The following is a 15,114-nucleotide window of genomic DNA, read 5'->3' as shown; positions in this document are numbered from 1 at the left end:
TCGCTGCGCTCCTTCGGTTTCCCTCGCTCGACCACGAGGCGCCCNCACACGGCCACTGCCCCTCCTCGACTCGCGATGAATCAAGTTCGCTGCATTGCTGGGACGAATTGTGTGCTTGGGCCTCGTGGCATGGGACGGCAGGTCATCGGGCTGCGAGCTCTGGGGGTAATGGGGTGTCCCAGCCGCCGCCTAGGGCGCGTACCAGGTTGACTGCTGATCGTGCGCGTTCGCCGTCTAGTTGCACTGATACGCGTTGCTGGGCTAGCACTGTGCGATCAGCTTCGATGACGTCGAGGTAGCTGATCGAGCCTTCGTTGTATTGCGTGTGCGAGATGCGGGCAGCGCGTTCGGAGGCTTGCAGGGCGGCGTCTTGGGCGGATATCTGGCCGGACATGATGCGCAGGTTGGCCAGGTTGTCTTCGACTTCACGGAATGCGGTCAGTACGGTTTGGCGATAGTTGGCTACGTCTTCTTCGTAGACGGCGCGTGCGCGGTCCAGGCCAGCTTGGCGGCGGCCGCCGTCGAAGATGGGCAGCGACAGGGCGGCGCCAACCAGCGGACCCAGGATGAATGTGCGCGTTGACCATTCGAACAGGTTGCCGAGTTCTGCGGATTCAAAGCCTGCACCGCCGGTGATATTCAACCTCGGGAAGAATGCTGCCTGAGCGGCGCCGATACGGGAGTTGGCGGCGGCCATGGCGCGTTCTGCGGCGGCGATGTCGGGACGGCGTTCCAGCAGGGTCGAGGGCAGACCGGCGGGAATGGTGACGGCGATGCGCGTGAGCGGTTGTTCGGGCAGGCTGAATTCGGACGGGGCTTTGCCTAACAAGACGGCCAAGGCGTGTTCGGCCGTGGTGCGGCGGCGTTCGAAGCCGAGCGTTTCTGCACGTGCGGATTCCAGCTCGGAGCGTGCGCGGGCCAGATCCAGTTCGCTGATGTCGCCGGCATCGTAACGACGCTGGATGAGTTGCAGCGTTTCTTCGCGCAAGGTGACGGTCTGGCGATACAGGCGCAGTCCGGCGTCTAGTTCACGTACTTGAAAATAGGCTTGTGCGACGTCGGCTTGCAGAGCGAGCAGTACGGATCGATAGAGGGCTTCGCTTTGTTGTGCGTCAGCGGTGGCGGCATCTACGGTGGAGGCGACACGGCCGAACAGGTCGGCCTCGTAGGCGACGTTGGCTTGGGCGCGCCATAAGGTCGAGGCGTCAGTGGATGCGCTGTCGGATAGGCCTTGCGATGCGGGCGAGGGACGTTGGCGTGTTGGGCCAAAGCCTACGTCCACGCTGGGGAATAGTTCCGAGCGGGCGTCACCCAGCAGGGCGCGTGCCTGTTTCAGACGCGCGGCAGCGGCCTGCAGGTCCTGGTTGGATTTTTGGGCTTCCTGTTCCAGGGCGTTGAGCGTGTCGTCACCAAACAGCTTCCACCATTCGCCGCGCAGCGTTTGCTCGGCGGGCTGAGCGGCCTGCCAGGTGCCGGCTTCGTGAGCCGGCAAGGGCTGCTGCGTCGGTGCCTCTTTGTAGGCTGCGGGAGTGGTGACGTCAGGGCGTTGATAGTCAGGTCCCACCGCGCATCCAGCCAGCACTAATAGCATGGCGAGCAGGCCGGAAACTTTGGGCAGAAAGGTGCGCGCTGCGCGAGCCTTTGCTGCGGGCGCTGCGGCCCGCAAAGCGTGCGTCGTTTGGGAGCGAGGAGCATCACTTTGTTGTGACAGAGATGCTGCGACTCGCGGCCGGGTCATGAGGCTTTCTGCAGCGAAAGCCGGTGTCGATAAGTGTGTCATGAAGGTGTTCTCTTAATAGCGGATATCCATGAGTGCCGTCATGTTCAATGGCTCGTGTGATCGGTCGCGGGGTGCGTCGTCACAGGGGCTTCGTGATGCGAGGCCGAGTGCAGTTTGCGCGAGCTCATTGTCCGCAGCAGGACGTAAAACACCGGGGTCAGGAACAGACCGAACAAGGTCACGCCCAGCATGCCGAAAAACACAGCGATACCCATGGCTTGCCGCATTTCCGAGCCGGCGCCAGAGGACATGACCAACGGCACGACGCCCATGATGAAGGCGATGGACGTCATCAGGATAGGGCGCAAGCGCAGGCGGCTGGCTTCGATCGCGGCCTGCAGCGGGGTGCTGCCTTGCATCTCCAGTTCGCGTGCAAACTCCACGATCAAGATGGCGTTCTTGGCGGACAAGCCGACCAGCACCATCAACCCGATCTGCGTGAAGATGTTGTTGTCGCCGCCGGTCAGCCAGACACCTGTCAGGGCGGCCAGGATGCTCATGGGGACGATCAGGATGACGGCCAGGGGCAGGGTCAGGCTTTCGTACAACGCAGCGAGCACCAGGAACACCAGCAACACGCTGATGGGGAACACCCAGACACCAGCGTTGCCCGCCAGGATCTGTTGATACGTCAGGTCGGTCCATTCGAACTTGATGCCGCGTGGCAAGGTCTCTGCCGCGATGCGTTCGGCTGCGTCTTGCGCCTGGTTGGACGAGTAGCCGGGTGCAGGTCCGCCGTTGATGTCAGAAGCGGTGTAGCCGTTGTATCGCACGACCATCTCTGGTCCAAAGGTCTGGTGCACGTTGACCATTGCAGACAGAGGTATCATCTGGCCCGTGTCGCTGCGCGTCTTCAATTGCAGGATGTCATCCGGGTGAGCACGGAACTGTGCATCGGCCTGGGCTCGTACTTGGAATACGCGGCCAAAACGATTGAAGTCGTTGACGTACATGGACCCCAGATAGATCTGCAGCGTATCGAACACATCGGTGACGGGGACACCCAACTGTTTGGCTTTGACGCGATCGAGGTCTACGTCCAACTGCGGAACGTTGATCTGATAGTTGGAGAACGTGGGGCCGAGCTCGGGCGTTTGACGCGCCTTTTCCAGGAACGCCTGGGTGGCTTTGTCCAGCTCGGCGTAGCCGAGAGCAGCGCGGTCTTCGATCTGCAGTTTGAAGCCGCCCATGGTGCCCAGACCCATCACCGGCGGGGGCGGGAATACGGCGATATAGGCGTCTTTGATCGCAGCGAATTTGGCGTTCAGGTTGTTGGTGATGGCGTCGCCCGAGAGGTCTGCGCTATGGCGTTCCTCAAAGGGCTTGAGCGTCACGAACACAATGCCGGCGCTGGAGCTATTGGTAAAGCCGTTGATCGACAGGCCGGGAAAGGCGATGGCGCTTGCCACGCCGGGTTCTTTCAAGGCGATGTCGGTCATGCGGCGGATCACGTCGTCGGTACGGTCCAGCGACGCGCCGTTGGGCAGTTGGGTAAAACCGATCAGGTACTGCTTGTCTTGCGCCGGGACGAACCCACCCGGGACCAACTGTGAAATTCCCACCGTTGCCGCCAGCAGCAGCACATAGACGCCCATGGCACCGGCTTTGCGGCGGATCACGCCAGTGACGCCGACGGCATAGGCATCCGAGGAGCGTGAAAAGAATCGGTTGAACGCATTGAAGAATCGTCCGAACAGACGGTTCATGACACGCGTGAGCCAGTCGGGCTTGTCGTGATGCCCTTTCAGCAGGATGGCTGAGAGTGCGGGTGACAGGGTCAGCGAGTTAAAGGCCGAGATCACCGTCGAGATGGCGATGGTCATGGCGAATTGCTTGTAGAACTGACCCGTCAGCCCCGTCATAAAGGCCAGCGGTACGAATACCGCGCACAGCGTGAGCGCGATGGCGATGATGGGGCCGCTGACTTCGCGCATGGCGCGATAAGTCGCCTCTCGTGGCGTGAGACCTGCGGCGATATTACGCTCTACGTTTTCGACCACCACGATGGCGTCGTCGACCACAATACCGATGGCCAGCACCATGCCAAATAATGACAGGGCATTGATCGAGTAGCCAAACACCAGCAGCAGGGAAAAGGTCCCGATGATGGAGACGGGCACCGCCAATAGCGGAATCAGCGACGCGCGCCAGGTCTGCAAGAATACGATCACCACGATCACCACCAGCGCGATGGCTTCCAGCAGTGTCGAGATCACCGCCTTGATACTGGCACGCACAAACTGTGTGGGGTCGTACTCGATGCGGTAGTCCACCGAGGGTGGGAAATCAGCCGACAGTTCCTTCATCGTCTCGCGTACTTGCGCCGAGACATCCAGCGCATTGGCGCCAGGCGATTGCATGATCCCCATCCCGACGGCGTACTGGTTGTCCAGCAACGCGCGCAATCCATATTCCTGAGCGCCCAGTTCGACACGCGCGACATCGGACAGCCGCGTGATGGCACCATCGGGTGATGACTTCAGGATGATGTTGCCGAACTCAGTTTCGTTTTGCAGGCGGCCTTGTGCATTGACCGAGAATTGCATCGGCACATCGCCCACAGTGGGGGACTGGCCGATGACACCGGCAGCAACTTGTACGTTCTGTTCGCGGATGGCGTTGACCACGTCGGTCGCGGTCAGATCACGTTGTGCGACCTTTTGCGGATCCAGCCACACGCGCATGGAGTAGCTGCCCGAGCCCCAGATCTGGACTTCGCCCACACCGCTGATCCGCGCCAGACGATCCTTGACGTTCAGAATGGCGTAGTTGCGCAGGTAGGTGCTGTCGTAACGGTTGTCGGGCGAAATCATATGCACCACCAGGGTCAGCGTCGGCGAACTCTTGGTGGTGGTGACGCCCAGCCGCTGCACATCCGGCGGCAGGCGAGGCAGGGCTTGCGAGACACGGTTTTGCACCAGTTGCTGCGCCTTGTCCGGATCCACGCCCAGCTTGAAATACACCGTCACCGCCAGGTTGCCATCGCTATTGGCTTGCGACTGCATGTACAGCATGTCTTCGACGCCGTTGATGGATTCTTCCAGCGGCGAGGCTACTGTGTTGGCAATCACGGCGGGGTTGGCGCCTGGATATTGCGCGCGCACCACGACTGACGGGGGGACGACTTCGGGGTATTCCGAGATAGGCAGCTGGAACATGGCCAGCAGGCCCGCCAACAACACGAGCACCGATAGAACACCTGCGAAGATGGGCCGGTCGATAAAGAATTTAGAGATATTCATGCTTGCTTCCTGCAAGGGGCATGGCGGCTTCAGGCAACACGGGGTCTAGCCAGCACACAACATCGTGTGCTGGCGGCGAAAGTGGGCTAAAGCCTTTTTTATGTATTCAGGTGCGAATTTCCTGGTGCGGGCACAATGCTTTTCAGTTCAGGCTGGCAGTGGTCTTGGGCTTGGCAGGCGTAGTGGGAGCCGGTGTTGCAGCCGACGCCGGTGTCGTAGCCGGCCCGGACACCGAGGCAGGCTCCGCTATCGGCTCTGCGGTCGATGCCGTTGCCGAGCCGGTCGTAGCGATCGGCGGGCTGGACGGCGGCGTATCCATCGACACGAGGTTCGGCGCGACGGTCTCGCCGGGACGTACGCGCTGCAGGCCATTGACCACGATGCGTTCACCCGGTTGCAAACCGTTGGTGACCACGCGCAGTTTGCCCTGGCTCGCACCTAACGAGACTTGCCGGTATGCGGTGCGGCCCTGGTCGTCTACGACGAGCACAAACCGTTTGTCCTGATCGGTACCGATGGCGCGTTCTTCGATCAGCACGGCTTGATGAGGCTCGGTACCGCCCAGGCGGATACGGGCGTACATGCCCGGCACGAGTTGGCCATCCGTGTTGTTGAACACGGCCCTGACGCGTATCGTGCCCGAGGTGGTGTTGATGCGGTTGTCCACCGATTGCACAACGCCTTCGCGGGCATAGCCGTCCTCGTTGGCCAGGCCCAACTGGACCGGGACCGAGGCGCCGGTGACGCGGGCCGGGCTCACGTAGTTCAGATAGGCTTGTTCGTCGACGTCAAAGGATGCATACATCTGCGACACCGATACCAGCGTCGTCAGGGGCACCGAGCTGGCACCCGCGGCCACGACGTTGCCCTCGGTGATTTCCGCGCGGGAAACCCGGCCCGCCACGGGCGCGACAATCTCGGTATATCCCAGATTCAATTTCGCGGCATCCAGGGCGGCTTCGGCAGCCTGCAGGTTGGCACTTGCTTCGTTGGCATCGTTGCGTTTGGATTCGAAATCCCGCTTGGCGATGGCGTTTTCTGCCAGCAGCCGTTTACCGCGTGCGAATTCGGATGCCGTGAAGGCCACTCTCGCGCGGGCGGCAGAGAGCTGAGCGGCGGCGCGGTTCACTTCGGCGGCATAGGGACGCGGGTCGATCGTAAAGAGCGGATCGCCTTTGTTGACCAGGCTGCCGTCTTTAAAATGCACGGCAGTCAGTGTGCCGGATACGAGCGGCCGGATGTCGACCCGGTCGATGGCTTCCAGCCGGCCGGAGTAATCTTGCCAGTCGATGATGGTTTTACCCAGTGCCGGGGCCACGTCTACTGACGGGGCGGGCGGTGCGTTCTGGGCTTGGGCGGCTCCCGTGCCGGACTTGTCGTTCCACAGGGAATAACCACCCCCCGCGGCCAGCAAGGCCACGAAAACCGCCAATAAGGCAATGCGTGGACGCGAAACAGACATGGTGTTTCCTTAAACTTAATGGGGAGAGAGGGACGAGAGCGGCGGGAGCAGGCATTCCGCTGGGCACAGACCCGGTACGAATGGGTCAGAGGCTATCGGCCAACTTAGATGAGGTGTATTCTGAATGTTTTCCGATTCAGGATAAATACAGCTGATTCGTCAACACTGTTTGTGCAAAACGAACAATCAGAGTAAAAAGCGCGGTATGCTGTGCACACTGCTACTACTCAACCCACCAGGACAGGACCATGGATCGTTTTCAAGCCATGCAGGTCTTCTCACGTGTTGTCGAGGTCAATAGCTTTACCCGGGCCGCTGATTCCCTGGGATTGCCTCGCACGACCGTGACCACCACCATTCAGAATCTGGAGCGCCATTTAGGTGTTCGATTGCTGAATCGCACCACGCGCCGCATCAGTCTGACCCCGGACGGGGCGGCCTATTACGAACACAGTAAACGCATCCTCGCCGACGTCGAGGAAACCGAAGCCTGCTTTCATGAGGCCGCTGTGCGGCCACAAGGCCGGCTGCGCATCGATGTGCCCGCCAGCGTCGGTCAGTTGATCCTGTTACCGGCATTGTCTGAGTTTCACACGCGTTATCCGGATATCGAACTGGTCTTGGGGATGAGTGATCGCCGCGTCGATCTCGTCCAGGAGGCCGTCGATTGCGTGATCCGCGGGGGCGAACTCGAGGACTCCACGCTGGTGGCGCGCCGGATCGGTTCGTTTCAATTCTTGACCTGCGCGGCGCCGTCTTATCTGGAACGCCACGGCGTGCCTCATTCTTTCGACGATCTGAAGCACCACAAGGCGGTGAATTATTTCGCCAACCGCTCGGGCCGCGATTACGCCTGGGATTTTGTGGTCGATGGCGAGGTGCGCGAAATCGATATGCCGGGTGCGGTGTCGGTGAATGACTGGAACGCCCATATGACGTTGGCCAGGCAAGGTGTTGGTCTGATTCAGACGGCGCGTTTCATCGCCCTGCCGCATGTGCAGACCGGCGAGCTGATCGAGGTGCTGCCGCGGTGGAAACCCCGGCCCTTGCCGATTTCCTTGCTTTACCCCCAAAGCCGTCAACTGTCGCCGAAGGTGCGGGTATTCTCGGACTGGGTGGCGGAGCTGTTCTCGCGCTGTCCGTTGCTGCGAGGCGGCGATGGCACCGAGAGCTGCCACGACGTCCAATGTGCCGAGCTGTCCGAGGCCGCCTTGCGGGCTCCCCGACGCGGCGAAATGGCCGAGGCCGAGTATGTGATGTAACGACGGTGAGCCAGGGGCCACGGGCGCGGCTGTACGGCGCGCGCGGGGCCGGTGGCCGGGAGGGTTGTGCTGGCCCCGCTCAGGTTACGGCGGGCGCTGCGGACGCGCAGGGCATGCCATACGTGTGCGTACTGTATATTTGGGCGGTTGCCTTTACGCCTCATTGGCCCACTCTATGCAGCAGCCCGTTCTTCCCGCGTATTTGATTGCCCGCTGGCTACTTTTGCTGGTGTTGCTGGCCGGCGTCTATTTTTTGAGTGGATTTTTGGTGCCCGCCCTGGCGGCGCTGATCATCGGCTTGGCGACATGGCCATTATTTCAGCGCATCGTGGATGCCTGCGGCGGCCGCACCATGCTGGCGGCCTCGCTGGCGCTGGTAGGCGTGATTCTGGTGCTGATCGTGCCGTTGACGCTGGCGCTGTCCTATGCCGTGCAGGAGGCCAGTAATTTCATCGCCTGGGCACTGGCGGCCAACCGCCACGGGGTGTCGGTGCCCGTCTGGATCTCGTCGATGCCGATTTTTGGCGACCGGCTGTCCGATTATTGGCGGACCTATCTGGGCGAGCCCCATGCGTTAGGAACCCTCGTCGAAATGGTCAGCGGCGAGCATCTGGGCAACATCTACCGTATGGTGTTGTCCGCCACCGGCAACGCGTTTCAGCTGCTGCTCAACGTGGTGTTCATGTTGATTACCCTGTTCTTTGTTTACAAGGACGGCGATCGCATGATCGGTCAGTTGGATATCCTGGGCGAGCGTATCTTGCCCTCGCGTTGGCTGCGGTTTTCCCGGGTCGTGCCGGCGACCGTCGGTTCCACCGTGACGGGGATGAGCCTGATCGCCGTGGGCGAAGGCGTCGTGCTGGGGTTGGCGTATTGGGTTGCCGGTGTACCGTCTCCTGTGCTGTTGGGCGTTGTGACGGGCTTTATGGCCTTGATTCCCGGTGGCGCGCCGTTGTCATTTACTCTCGTGTCCTTGTATCTGGTGGGCTCGGGGCATCTGGTGGCGGGCATTGCCTTGTTTGTCTGGGGCACAGTCGAGCTGTTCATCGTCGACAAGACCCTGCGTCCGCGGCTCGTGGGCGGGCCGGTCAAATTACCGTTTCTGCCGACGTTCTTCGGGCTGATCGGCGGCGTGAAAACCATGGGTATCGTGGGCCTCTTCGTCGGACCGGTGCTGATGGCACTGCTGGTCGCCGTGTGGCGCGAATGGGTGCGTAATGTCCAGCGCGAGCGCGAGGGCGGTCAGTTGAATAATGACCACATTGATCCAGAGCTTCAGCGCGACGAGCGTGCGTAAAGCGATATGATGACATTTATATCGACGTAGTTACGTCGGTATTACTGGGCGCCCCCAAGACCGGGCTGCGCTCAGCCCGCCTCTGACCAGAGGCAAGAAACTTGGGACGGCCCGGCGTTTCTGTAGAGGAAAAAATGTCTGCATCATCCGTGGCGGAGCAAGTCGCCACTTTGCGCGATCAAGGATTTGTCGTGGCTCGCCAACTGGCGTCACCGGATACGGTAAAAGCCATACGAGCCGAGGCGCAGCGTCAATTGACCGAGGCGATCGAGCCTCTGGAATACGAGGCCGATGTGCAGTATCCTGGTGCTCCGTCCTCGCGCCAGGCGCAGGGCGGCGCGACGGCGCGCCGGCTGCTCAATGCGTATGACCGGGGACCTTTGTTTCAAGCCTGGGCTACGTCGCCCGCAGTAGCCGAGTGGCTGCATACCTATTTTGCCGACACGCCCGTGCTGTCCAAGGTGCATCACAATTGCGTGATGACCAAGCATCCCGCCTATGGCAGCCTGACGGGCTGGCATCAAGACATCCGCTATTGGTCGTTTTCGGACGACGACCTGGTGTCGACGTGGCTCGCCTTAGGGCAGGAGACGGCCGACAACGGCGGGCTGTTCTTTCTGCCTGGATCGCATGCAGCCTCGTTTTCAGCATCACAGTTCGACGAGCAGAAATTCTTTCGCTCGGACCTGCCGGAAAATCAAAACTGGATCGCGCGTGCCGTCTGTCCGGAACTGCAGCCCGGCGACGTCGTGTTTTTTCATTGCCGTACCTTGCACGCGGCGCGGCAAAACAGCAGTGATCAGGTGAAACTGTCCTTGGTGCACACCTATTATCCGCAGACCACGGCACCGTTGCCCGGAACTCGGTCGGCGTCGGTGCCAGGGGTGCCACTGGCGACGTGAATGCCGGCGCGATCTGCTGCAAATAATCGCCAGCCCCCGTGGCCATCCAATCGCAGGACCTGGCTGTGAAATACATCTAGCGTGCTGCGATGTCCGACGCTCACGAGCATGCTGCCGGGCAGCTCGGAGCGCAGCAGCGTATAGAGCGTATGTTCCAGCCCCTCATCGGTGGCAGAGGTCGCTTCGTCCAGAAAAACGATGGCGGGTTGATTGAACAAGACGCGTGCAAAGGCCAATCGTTGTTGTTCGCCGAGTGAGAGCACGCGCGACCAATCGTTGGTCTGGTCCAGTGCCGTGATCAGATGTGCGAGTTGCGTGTGTCTCAATGCTACGACGAGGCGTGTATCGTCGGCCGCAGTGGCGGTGGCGGGATAGGCCAATGCCGTACGTAGATCGCCGAGCGGCAGATAGGGGCGTTGCGACAGGAACAGCGCCTGGGCTTGTGTGGGGCGCTGTACCTGGCCCTCTGCATGAGGCCACAGGCCGGCGAGCGCGCGTAATAGGGTGGTCTTGCCGCTGCCGGATGGACCTTTGATCAGCAGGGCTTCGCCGGGTGATAGCCGCAGATGCAAGTCACGCAGCAAAGGGTGATCACGATCGTCCGGGCGATAGACGCTCATGTTTTCGATGTGCAGCGCATCGGCTAGCGGTTGGGTTTGCACATGCGGCAATGCGCGGGCGTGTTGGTTGGCCTCTTGAAATCCATCCAGCCGGCTGAGCGTGGCGCGGTACTGCGCAAACGTGTCGTACGACGTGCGAAAGAACGATAGCGAATCCTGAACCTGGCCGAAGGCTTGCGAGGTTTGCATGACATCGCCGAGCTTGATGGCACCACTGAAAAAACGAGGCGCTTGCAAAATGAACGGAAACACTACGGCGATCTGGCTGACGGCGAGATTCAAGCCACTGAATTTCAAAGTGCGGCGGATCAGCGCCCATTGATTGCTGATATAGGCGGCAAAGCGCGCGCCCAGGGTTTGCTGTTCAACGGCGGCACCTTGATAAAAAGCGATGTTCTCTGCGTTTTCGCGCAGCCGTACGAGGGCATAGCGAAAGTTTGCGGTGAGGCGTTCGGCCAGGAAATTCAAACGGATCAGGGGATGTCCGATCTTGAATGCCAGCAGCGTGGCCACGATGACATACAGGTAGACCAGCATGACCATGGCGCGGGGGATCTCGATGCTGCCCACGGACCAGGGCCCGGATAGATTCCAGAGAATCTGGGTGAATGCGACCAGCGACACGATGGCGCTGATCGCACCGAATGCCAGACTGCGCGATCCGCTGATGAATGCCGCGATGTCCAGTTCGATGCGTTGGTCGGGGTTGTCGACGGGCTGATCGAGGAATTGGCCGCGATAATAGGCGCTGCCCGCCAGCCAGTCTTGTGTCAGGCGCTCGTTGAGCCAGACGCGCCAGTGAATCTCAAACGCCTGGCCCACGTAATAATCGATCAACGCCCGTGCGACGTGTACCGTGGCCAGGACGCCGAATATGCCCAGCATGAGCCAGAATGCTTTGGCATTGAGTGCCTGGAGGGCGTTGTAAAACCCTTGGTACCAGTACGAAAACAACACGGTCATGCGTACCGCGGCTAATGCTAGAAACAGCTGCAATGCCAGGCTGAACAGTGGTTTATAACTGCGTCTCGGATCGAGATATGGCCAAGTCAGGCGCCAGAACTGCCGACCCCAGGTCGTGGTGCGCGCCAAAATAAAAATCGAAATGGCCGAGACGCTGCCTGCGATGAGAAAGCTGTATGTCAGCCAAAGCAGACTGCTGCCCAGCTGCTGATGCCAATCCAGATCCATGAGAAACGCCTGCCTTGCCGTGAGTTCTTTTTTGTCGCAGGGCCGTCGCAAAAACAACGCGTTTGGCAGCAAGCCGAGGGTGCAGCGTGGGGGCGGCAAGCCAAAGGCGCAGCATCGGTTTCTTTTCGCGATGTGTCCTGTTGCGAGCGTGCGGTGTCGGATTAGCCCTATACCGCCACTCATGGAAATTTAGAGGGGATATTGTTGAATAGTTCCCTGAACGCCAGTTGAACGGCGAGGCGGCCTCACGCGCGGTGTGCAGTTTGCGCAGCGAGCCAGAACGCTTCGGCGGCAGGGGTGAGTGTGCTGTTGGGGCGGAACAGGCAGATATCGGCAATGACCTGCCAGTCCGCATTTCCCGCCTCGACCAGCCGGCCCTCTTGCAGATCAGTTGCGATCAGGCTTTGTGGCAGCCATGTCACCCCTCGTCCATCGAGCGCCATGTTTTTCAGCACGGCAGCCAGGTGGGCCGTGAAAACGGGTTCTACCCGGGCGCGTTGCAGCGCGGGGCCCAGCAAGGCGCGGATCAGGCGGCCGAGGCCGGATTCGGTGTTGTAGGCCAACATGGGAATGGCCTTGCGCGCATGGGTGGACAAGGCATGGCGCGGACGGCCGGCACGATCGGGCGCACACACCGGGATCAACGTATCAGTACCGATTTTCAGCGATCGATAGTCAGGGGTATCCAGGCGGCTGGGTGCCTGCGCATGCGTGTGGCATATCAGAAACTGTACCCGGCCTTGCTGCATCCAGGCTTCGCATTGCTGCAGCATGTCGGACACCAATTGAATGGGCCCGATGGATGTGCGCGACTCCAGCCCTCGCAGCCATTGCGGCAAGAACGTCAGCGAAAGCGCATGCGTGGCGGCAAAGCGCAAGGTGGCTGAGCCCGCCGAGGCTACGGCACGAGCCTCGTCAGGCACGCGCGCGACACGCCCCAGGATTTCCTGCGCGGTCGTGCGGAACCAGGCTCCTGTCTCGGTCAACGTGACTGGGTGCGTGCTGCGATCAAACAGCTCCACGCCCAACCATTGCTCGAGCGCACGGATCCGCCGGCTGAATGCCGGCTGCGTCATGTGGCGGTCTTCGGCTGCGCGTGAAAAATTACCACTGGCAGCCAATGCGAGGAAGTCTTCCAGCCAGGACAGATTCATGGGGGTGCTCCAAGGATGCAGCGGGCTATCAAAAGCTATGCCGACAAAGCATGAAAACAGAAAAAAACAGCATTGGGCAAGCTCGCCGCACGACCTCGATAATACGCCGCATCGATCGCCGGGACATCGGCGCGAACCATATCTCATCAATGACCGGAGACCAGCTCATGAAGATCGTCGACATCCGTGAATCGACTCGTCCGATTAAATCCAATATTCGCAACGCCTACATCGATTTTTCGAAGATGACGCTCAGCCTGGTTGCGGTCGTGACCGATGTTATTCGGGATGGCAAGCCGGTGATTGGTTATGGATTCAATTCCAACGGACGCTATGGCCAAGGCGGCCTGATCCGCGAGCGTTTCGCGCCACGCGTATTGCAAGCCGACCCAGCCAGTCTGCTCGACGATGAGCGCGACAATCTGGATGCCCACAAAATCTGGGCCACGTTGATGACCAACGAGAAACCTGGCGGTCACGGCGAGCGTTCGGTGGCGGTGGGCACCATCGATATGGCAGTCTGGGATGCTGTCGCCAAAATCGAAGGCAAGCCCCTCTATCAACTACTGGCCGAGCGCTATGGCAATGGCACGCCGAATCGCGACGTCTTCGTTTACGCGGCCGGAGGCTATTACTGGCCGGGGCAGGGTTTGGACGGGCTGCGCCGCGAAATGCAAAGCTATCTGGATCGCGGTTATTCCGTGGTGAAAAAGAAAATCGGCGGGGCATCATTGGCCGAGGATTGCGAGCGAATCGAGGCGGTATTGAAACTGCTGGGACCAGGTCAGCGTCTGGCGGTGGATGCCAACGGTCGATTCGATTTAAAGACGGCGGTGGAATATGCCAAGGCGCTGTCTCAATACGATCTGTTCTGGTACGAAGAGGCTGGCGATCCGCTGGACTATGCATTACAGGCTGAGCTGGCGAATCATTATGCAGGGCCGATGGCCACAGGCGAAAACCTGTTCTCCATGCAGGACGCGCGCAACCTCATCCGCTATGGTGGCATGCGCCCAGACCGTGATTGGCTGCAATTCGACTGCGCCTTGAGCTACGGGCTGGTGGAGTATCTGCGCACGTTGGATATGCTGAAAGAAAACGGCTGGTCGGCTTCGCGTTGCATTCCCCACGGTGGTCATCAAATGTCGCTTGCTATCGCGGCGGGGCTTGGACTGGGGGGCAATGAGTCTTATCCGGATTTGTTCCAACCCTATGGGGGGTTTCCGGATGGGGTGCAGGTCAAGGATAGTATCGTGACGTTGCCGGAATTGCCGGGGATTGGGTTTGAGGGGAAGGCGGATTTGTATGCGGAGATGAAGGCGTTGGCGGAGTAAAGGTGTATTGTGCGAAGGAGGGAGTTCTTTTGGTCGTCGAGCCGAGGCAATCGGCCCGGCCGGGCTTCACAAAGTCGGTCCGGCGCGCGGGCGCCGGACANCGTGTTCGCTCGCTTCGTCCGGCCCCTACGGGCCTACCTTCAGCGTCCGCTCCACTCGACTTTGAGGCGCCCGGCCGGGCCGATTGCCTCGGCTCGACTGGCAGCAATTAGAATTCTCTGCATCGCTGGCACGATCTTTTTGCTTGGCGTTTTTTCGCAGCCGCATTGGTAGAGAGAAAGATCTTGCGGTGCTGCTTTCGGCGGACGCCCAGCGCGTCCCCCTCAAGCGATCGGTCCGGGCATGCGGTAGGGGTGGCGTGGTGCCTGGTTGGAGGATCTGCTTGGCTGCGTTTGATGCATGCGGCGATGATGCGTAGGGCACTTTTTTTTGGCGGGGTATCCATAGCATGCCTGTGCTCTGGATCAGAGTTCATCGCCGCGGACATGATTTGCGCTCACCATGATGGCGCTACAACGAGTGCCATGGGTGGCATTACGTCAATGTGACTCGAGAGATCTTTTGTCATGCAACGGTGCCACAGCCTGTGCATGCCGATCCCGAANGCGATTTTCGGGGGTGCAGGGCACCCCCCAGCCCTGCAAGATCCTTCTCTCTACCCCGGCTGATGCAGAAAAATGCCAAGCAAGAAGTTCGTGCCGGCGATGCGGGAAATTAGAGACAGTGCGAGTCGATGCGGGGCAGTGGCCGCGTGGGGGCGCCTCGTGGCCGAGTGGAGCGGACGCTGAAGGNAGGCCCGNAGGGGCCGGACGAAGCGAGCGAACACGGTGTCCGGCGCGCAGGGCGCCGGNCCCGCCCCGTGAAGCCCCC

The 15,114-nt window shown here is 60.6% G+C and carries 9 protein-coding genes; 4 read left to right on the top strand and 5 right to left on the bottom strand.

From position 1 onward, the window contains the following. Window positions 1-142: 142 nt before the first annotated feature. The 3 genes from ACNA0J_RS10280 to ACNA0J_RS10270 all read right to left on the bottom strand — a co-directional run bounded on the left by ACNA0J_RS10280 (window position 143) and on the right by ACNA0J_RS10270 (window position 6,484). Entirely contained in the window at window positions 143-1,591 is a 1,449-nt protein-coding gene (locus tag ACNA0J_RS10280; protein ID WP_415818945.1) for an efflux transporter outer membrane subunit, read from the bottom strand. 233 nt (window positions 1,592-1,824) lie between these two features. Then, entirely contained in the window at window positions 1,825-5,022 is a 3,198-nt protein-coding gene (locus tag ACNA0J_RS10275; protein WP_415818766.1) for an efflux RND transporter permease subunit, read from the bottom strand. A gap of 142 nt (window positions 5,023-5,164) precedes the next feature. Beyond that, complete coding sequence (locus ACNA0J_RS10270; protein WP_415818765.1) at window positions 5,165-6,484, bottom strand: efflux RND transporter periplasmic adaptor subunit; 1,320 nt, start codon at window positions 6,482-6,484, stop codon at window positions 5,165-5,167. A gap of 248 nt (window positions 6,485-6,732) precedes the next feature. On the opposite strand from ACNA0J_RS10270, the gene ACNA0J_RS10265 reads away from it, so the two are divergent. The 3 genes from ACNA0J_RS10265 (at window position 6,733) to ACNA0J_RS10255 (ending at window position 9,945) form a co-directional block, all read left to right on the top strand. Then, window positions 6,733-7,746 carry a LysR family transcriptional regulator gene (locus ACNA0J_RS10265; protein WP_415818764.1) on the top strand — a complete coding sequence of 338 codons (1,014 nt, stop codon included), beginning with the start codon at window positions 6,733-6,735 and terminating at the stop codon, window positions 7,744-7,746. Between the two features lie 175 nt (window positions 7,747-7,921). Continuing rightward, window positions 7,922-9,043, top strand: a complete 1,122-nt coding sequence (locus ACNA0J_RS10260; protein WP_415818763.1) for an AI-2E family transporter — start codon at window positions 7,922-7,924, stop codon at window positions 9,041-9,043. A gap of 134 nt (window positions 9,044-9,177) precedes the next feature. Then, the gene (locus ACNA0J_RS10255; RefSeq protein WP_415818762.1) at window positions 9,178-9,945 is read left to right on the top strand and encodes a phytanoyl-CoA dioxygenase family protein; all 768 of its coding nucleotides are present in this window, start codon (window positions 9,178-9,180) and stop codon (window positions 9,943-9,945) included. Here ACNA0J_RS10255 and ACNA0J_RS10250 read toward each other — a convergent pair. Continuing rightward, a complete protein-coding gene (locus ACNA0J_RS10250) occupies window positions 9,873-11,756 on the bottom strand; it encodes an ABC transporter ATP-binding protein/permease (protein ID WP_415818761.1) in 1,884 nt (627 codons plus the stop codon). The genes ACNA0J_RS10255 and ACNA0J_RS10250 overlap by 73 nt on opposite strands. Before the next feature lie 245 nt (window positions 11,757-12,001). Further along, entirely contained in the window at window positions 12,002-12,910 is a 909-nt protein-coding gene (locus ACNA0J_RS10245; RefSeq protein WP_415818760.1) for a LysR substrate-binding domain-containing protein, read from the bottom strand. A 167-nt stretch (window positions 12,911-13,077) separates the two neighbouring features. On the opposite strand from ACNA0J_RS10245, the gene ACNA0J_RS10240 reads away from it, so the two are divergent. Beyond that, window positions 13,078-14,244: a mandelate racemase/muconate lactonizing enzyme family protein gene (locus ACNA0J_RS10240; protein ID WP_415818759.1), complete on the top strand. Its 1,167-nt coding sequence runs from the start codon at window positions 13,078-13,080 to the stop codon at window positions 14,242-14,244. Window positions 14,245-15,114: the final 870 nt, after the last annotated feature.

Origin of the sequence: Bordetella tumbae (assembly GCF_965139195.1) — a bacterium.
In the GTDB taxonomy this organism is placed as follows: domain Bacteria; phylum Pseudomonadota; class Gammaproteobacteria; order Burkholderiales; family Burkholderiaceae_B; genus Bordetella_A; species Bordetella_A tumbae.
The sequence above is the reverse complement of the archived record's forward strand: the minus strand, read 5'-3'. Positions and strand labels throughout refer to the sequence as shown.

Coding starts and splice junctions, on each gene's coding strand:
- ACNA0J_RS10280 (WP_415818945.1), bottom strand. CDS start 1,591: ATGCTATTAGTGCTGGCTGGATGCGCGGTGGGACCTGACTATCAACGC.
- ACNA0J_RS10275 (WP_415818766.1), bottom strand. CDS start 5,022: ATGAATATCTCTAAATTCTTTATCGACCGGCCCATCTTCGCAGGTGTT.
- ACNA0J_RS10270 (WP_415818765.1), bottom strand. CDS start 6,484: ATGTCTGTTTCGCGTCCACGCATTGCCTTATTGGCGGTTTTCGTGGCC.
- ACNA0J_RS10265 (WP_415818764.1), top strand. CDS start 6,733: ATGGATCGTTTTCAAGCCATGCAGGTCTTCTCACGTGTTGTCGAGGTC.
- ACNA0J_RS10260 (WP_415818763.1), top strand. CDS start 7,922: ATGCAGCAGCCCGTTCTTCCCGCGTATTTGATTGCCCGCTGGCTACTT.
- ACNA0J_RS10255 (WP_415818762.1), top strand. CDS start 9,178: ATGTCTGCATCATCCGTGGCGGAGCAAGTCGCCACTTTGCGCGATCAA.
- ACNA0J_RS10250 (WP_415818761.1), bottom strand. CDS start 11,756: ATGGATCTGGATTGGCATCAGCAGCTGGGCAGCAGTCTGCTTTGGCTG.
- ACNA0J_RS10245 (WP_415818760.1), bottom strand. CDS start 12,910: ATGAATCTGTCCTGGCTGGAAGACTTCCTCGCATTGGCTGCCAGTGGT.
- ACNA0J_RS10240 (WP_415818759.1), top strand. CDS start 13,078: ATGAAGATCGTCGACATCCGTGAATCGACTCGTCCGATTAAATCCAAT.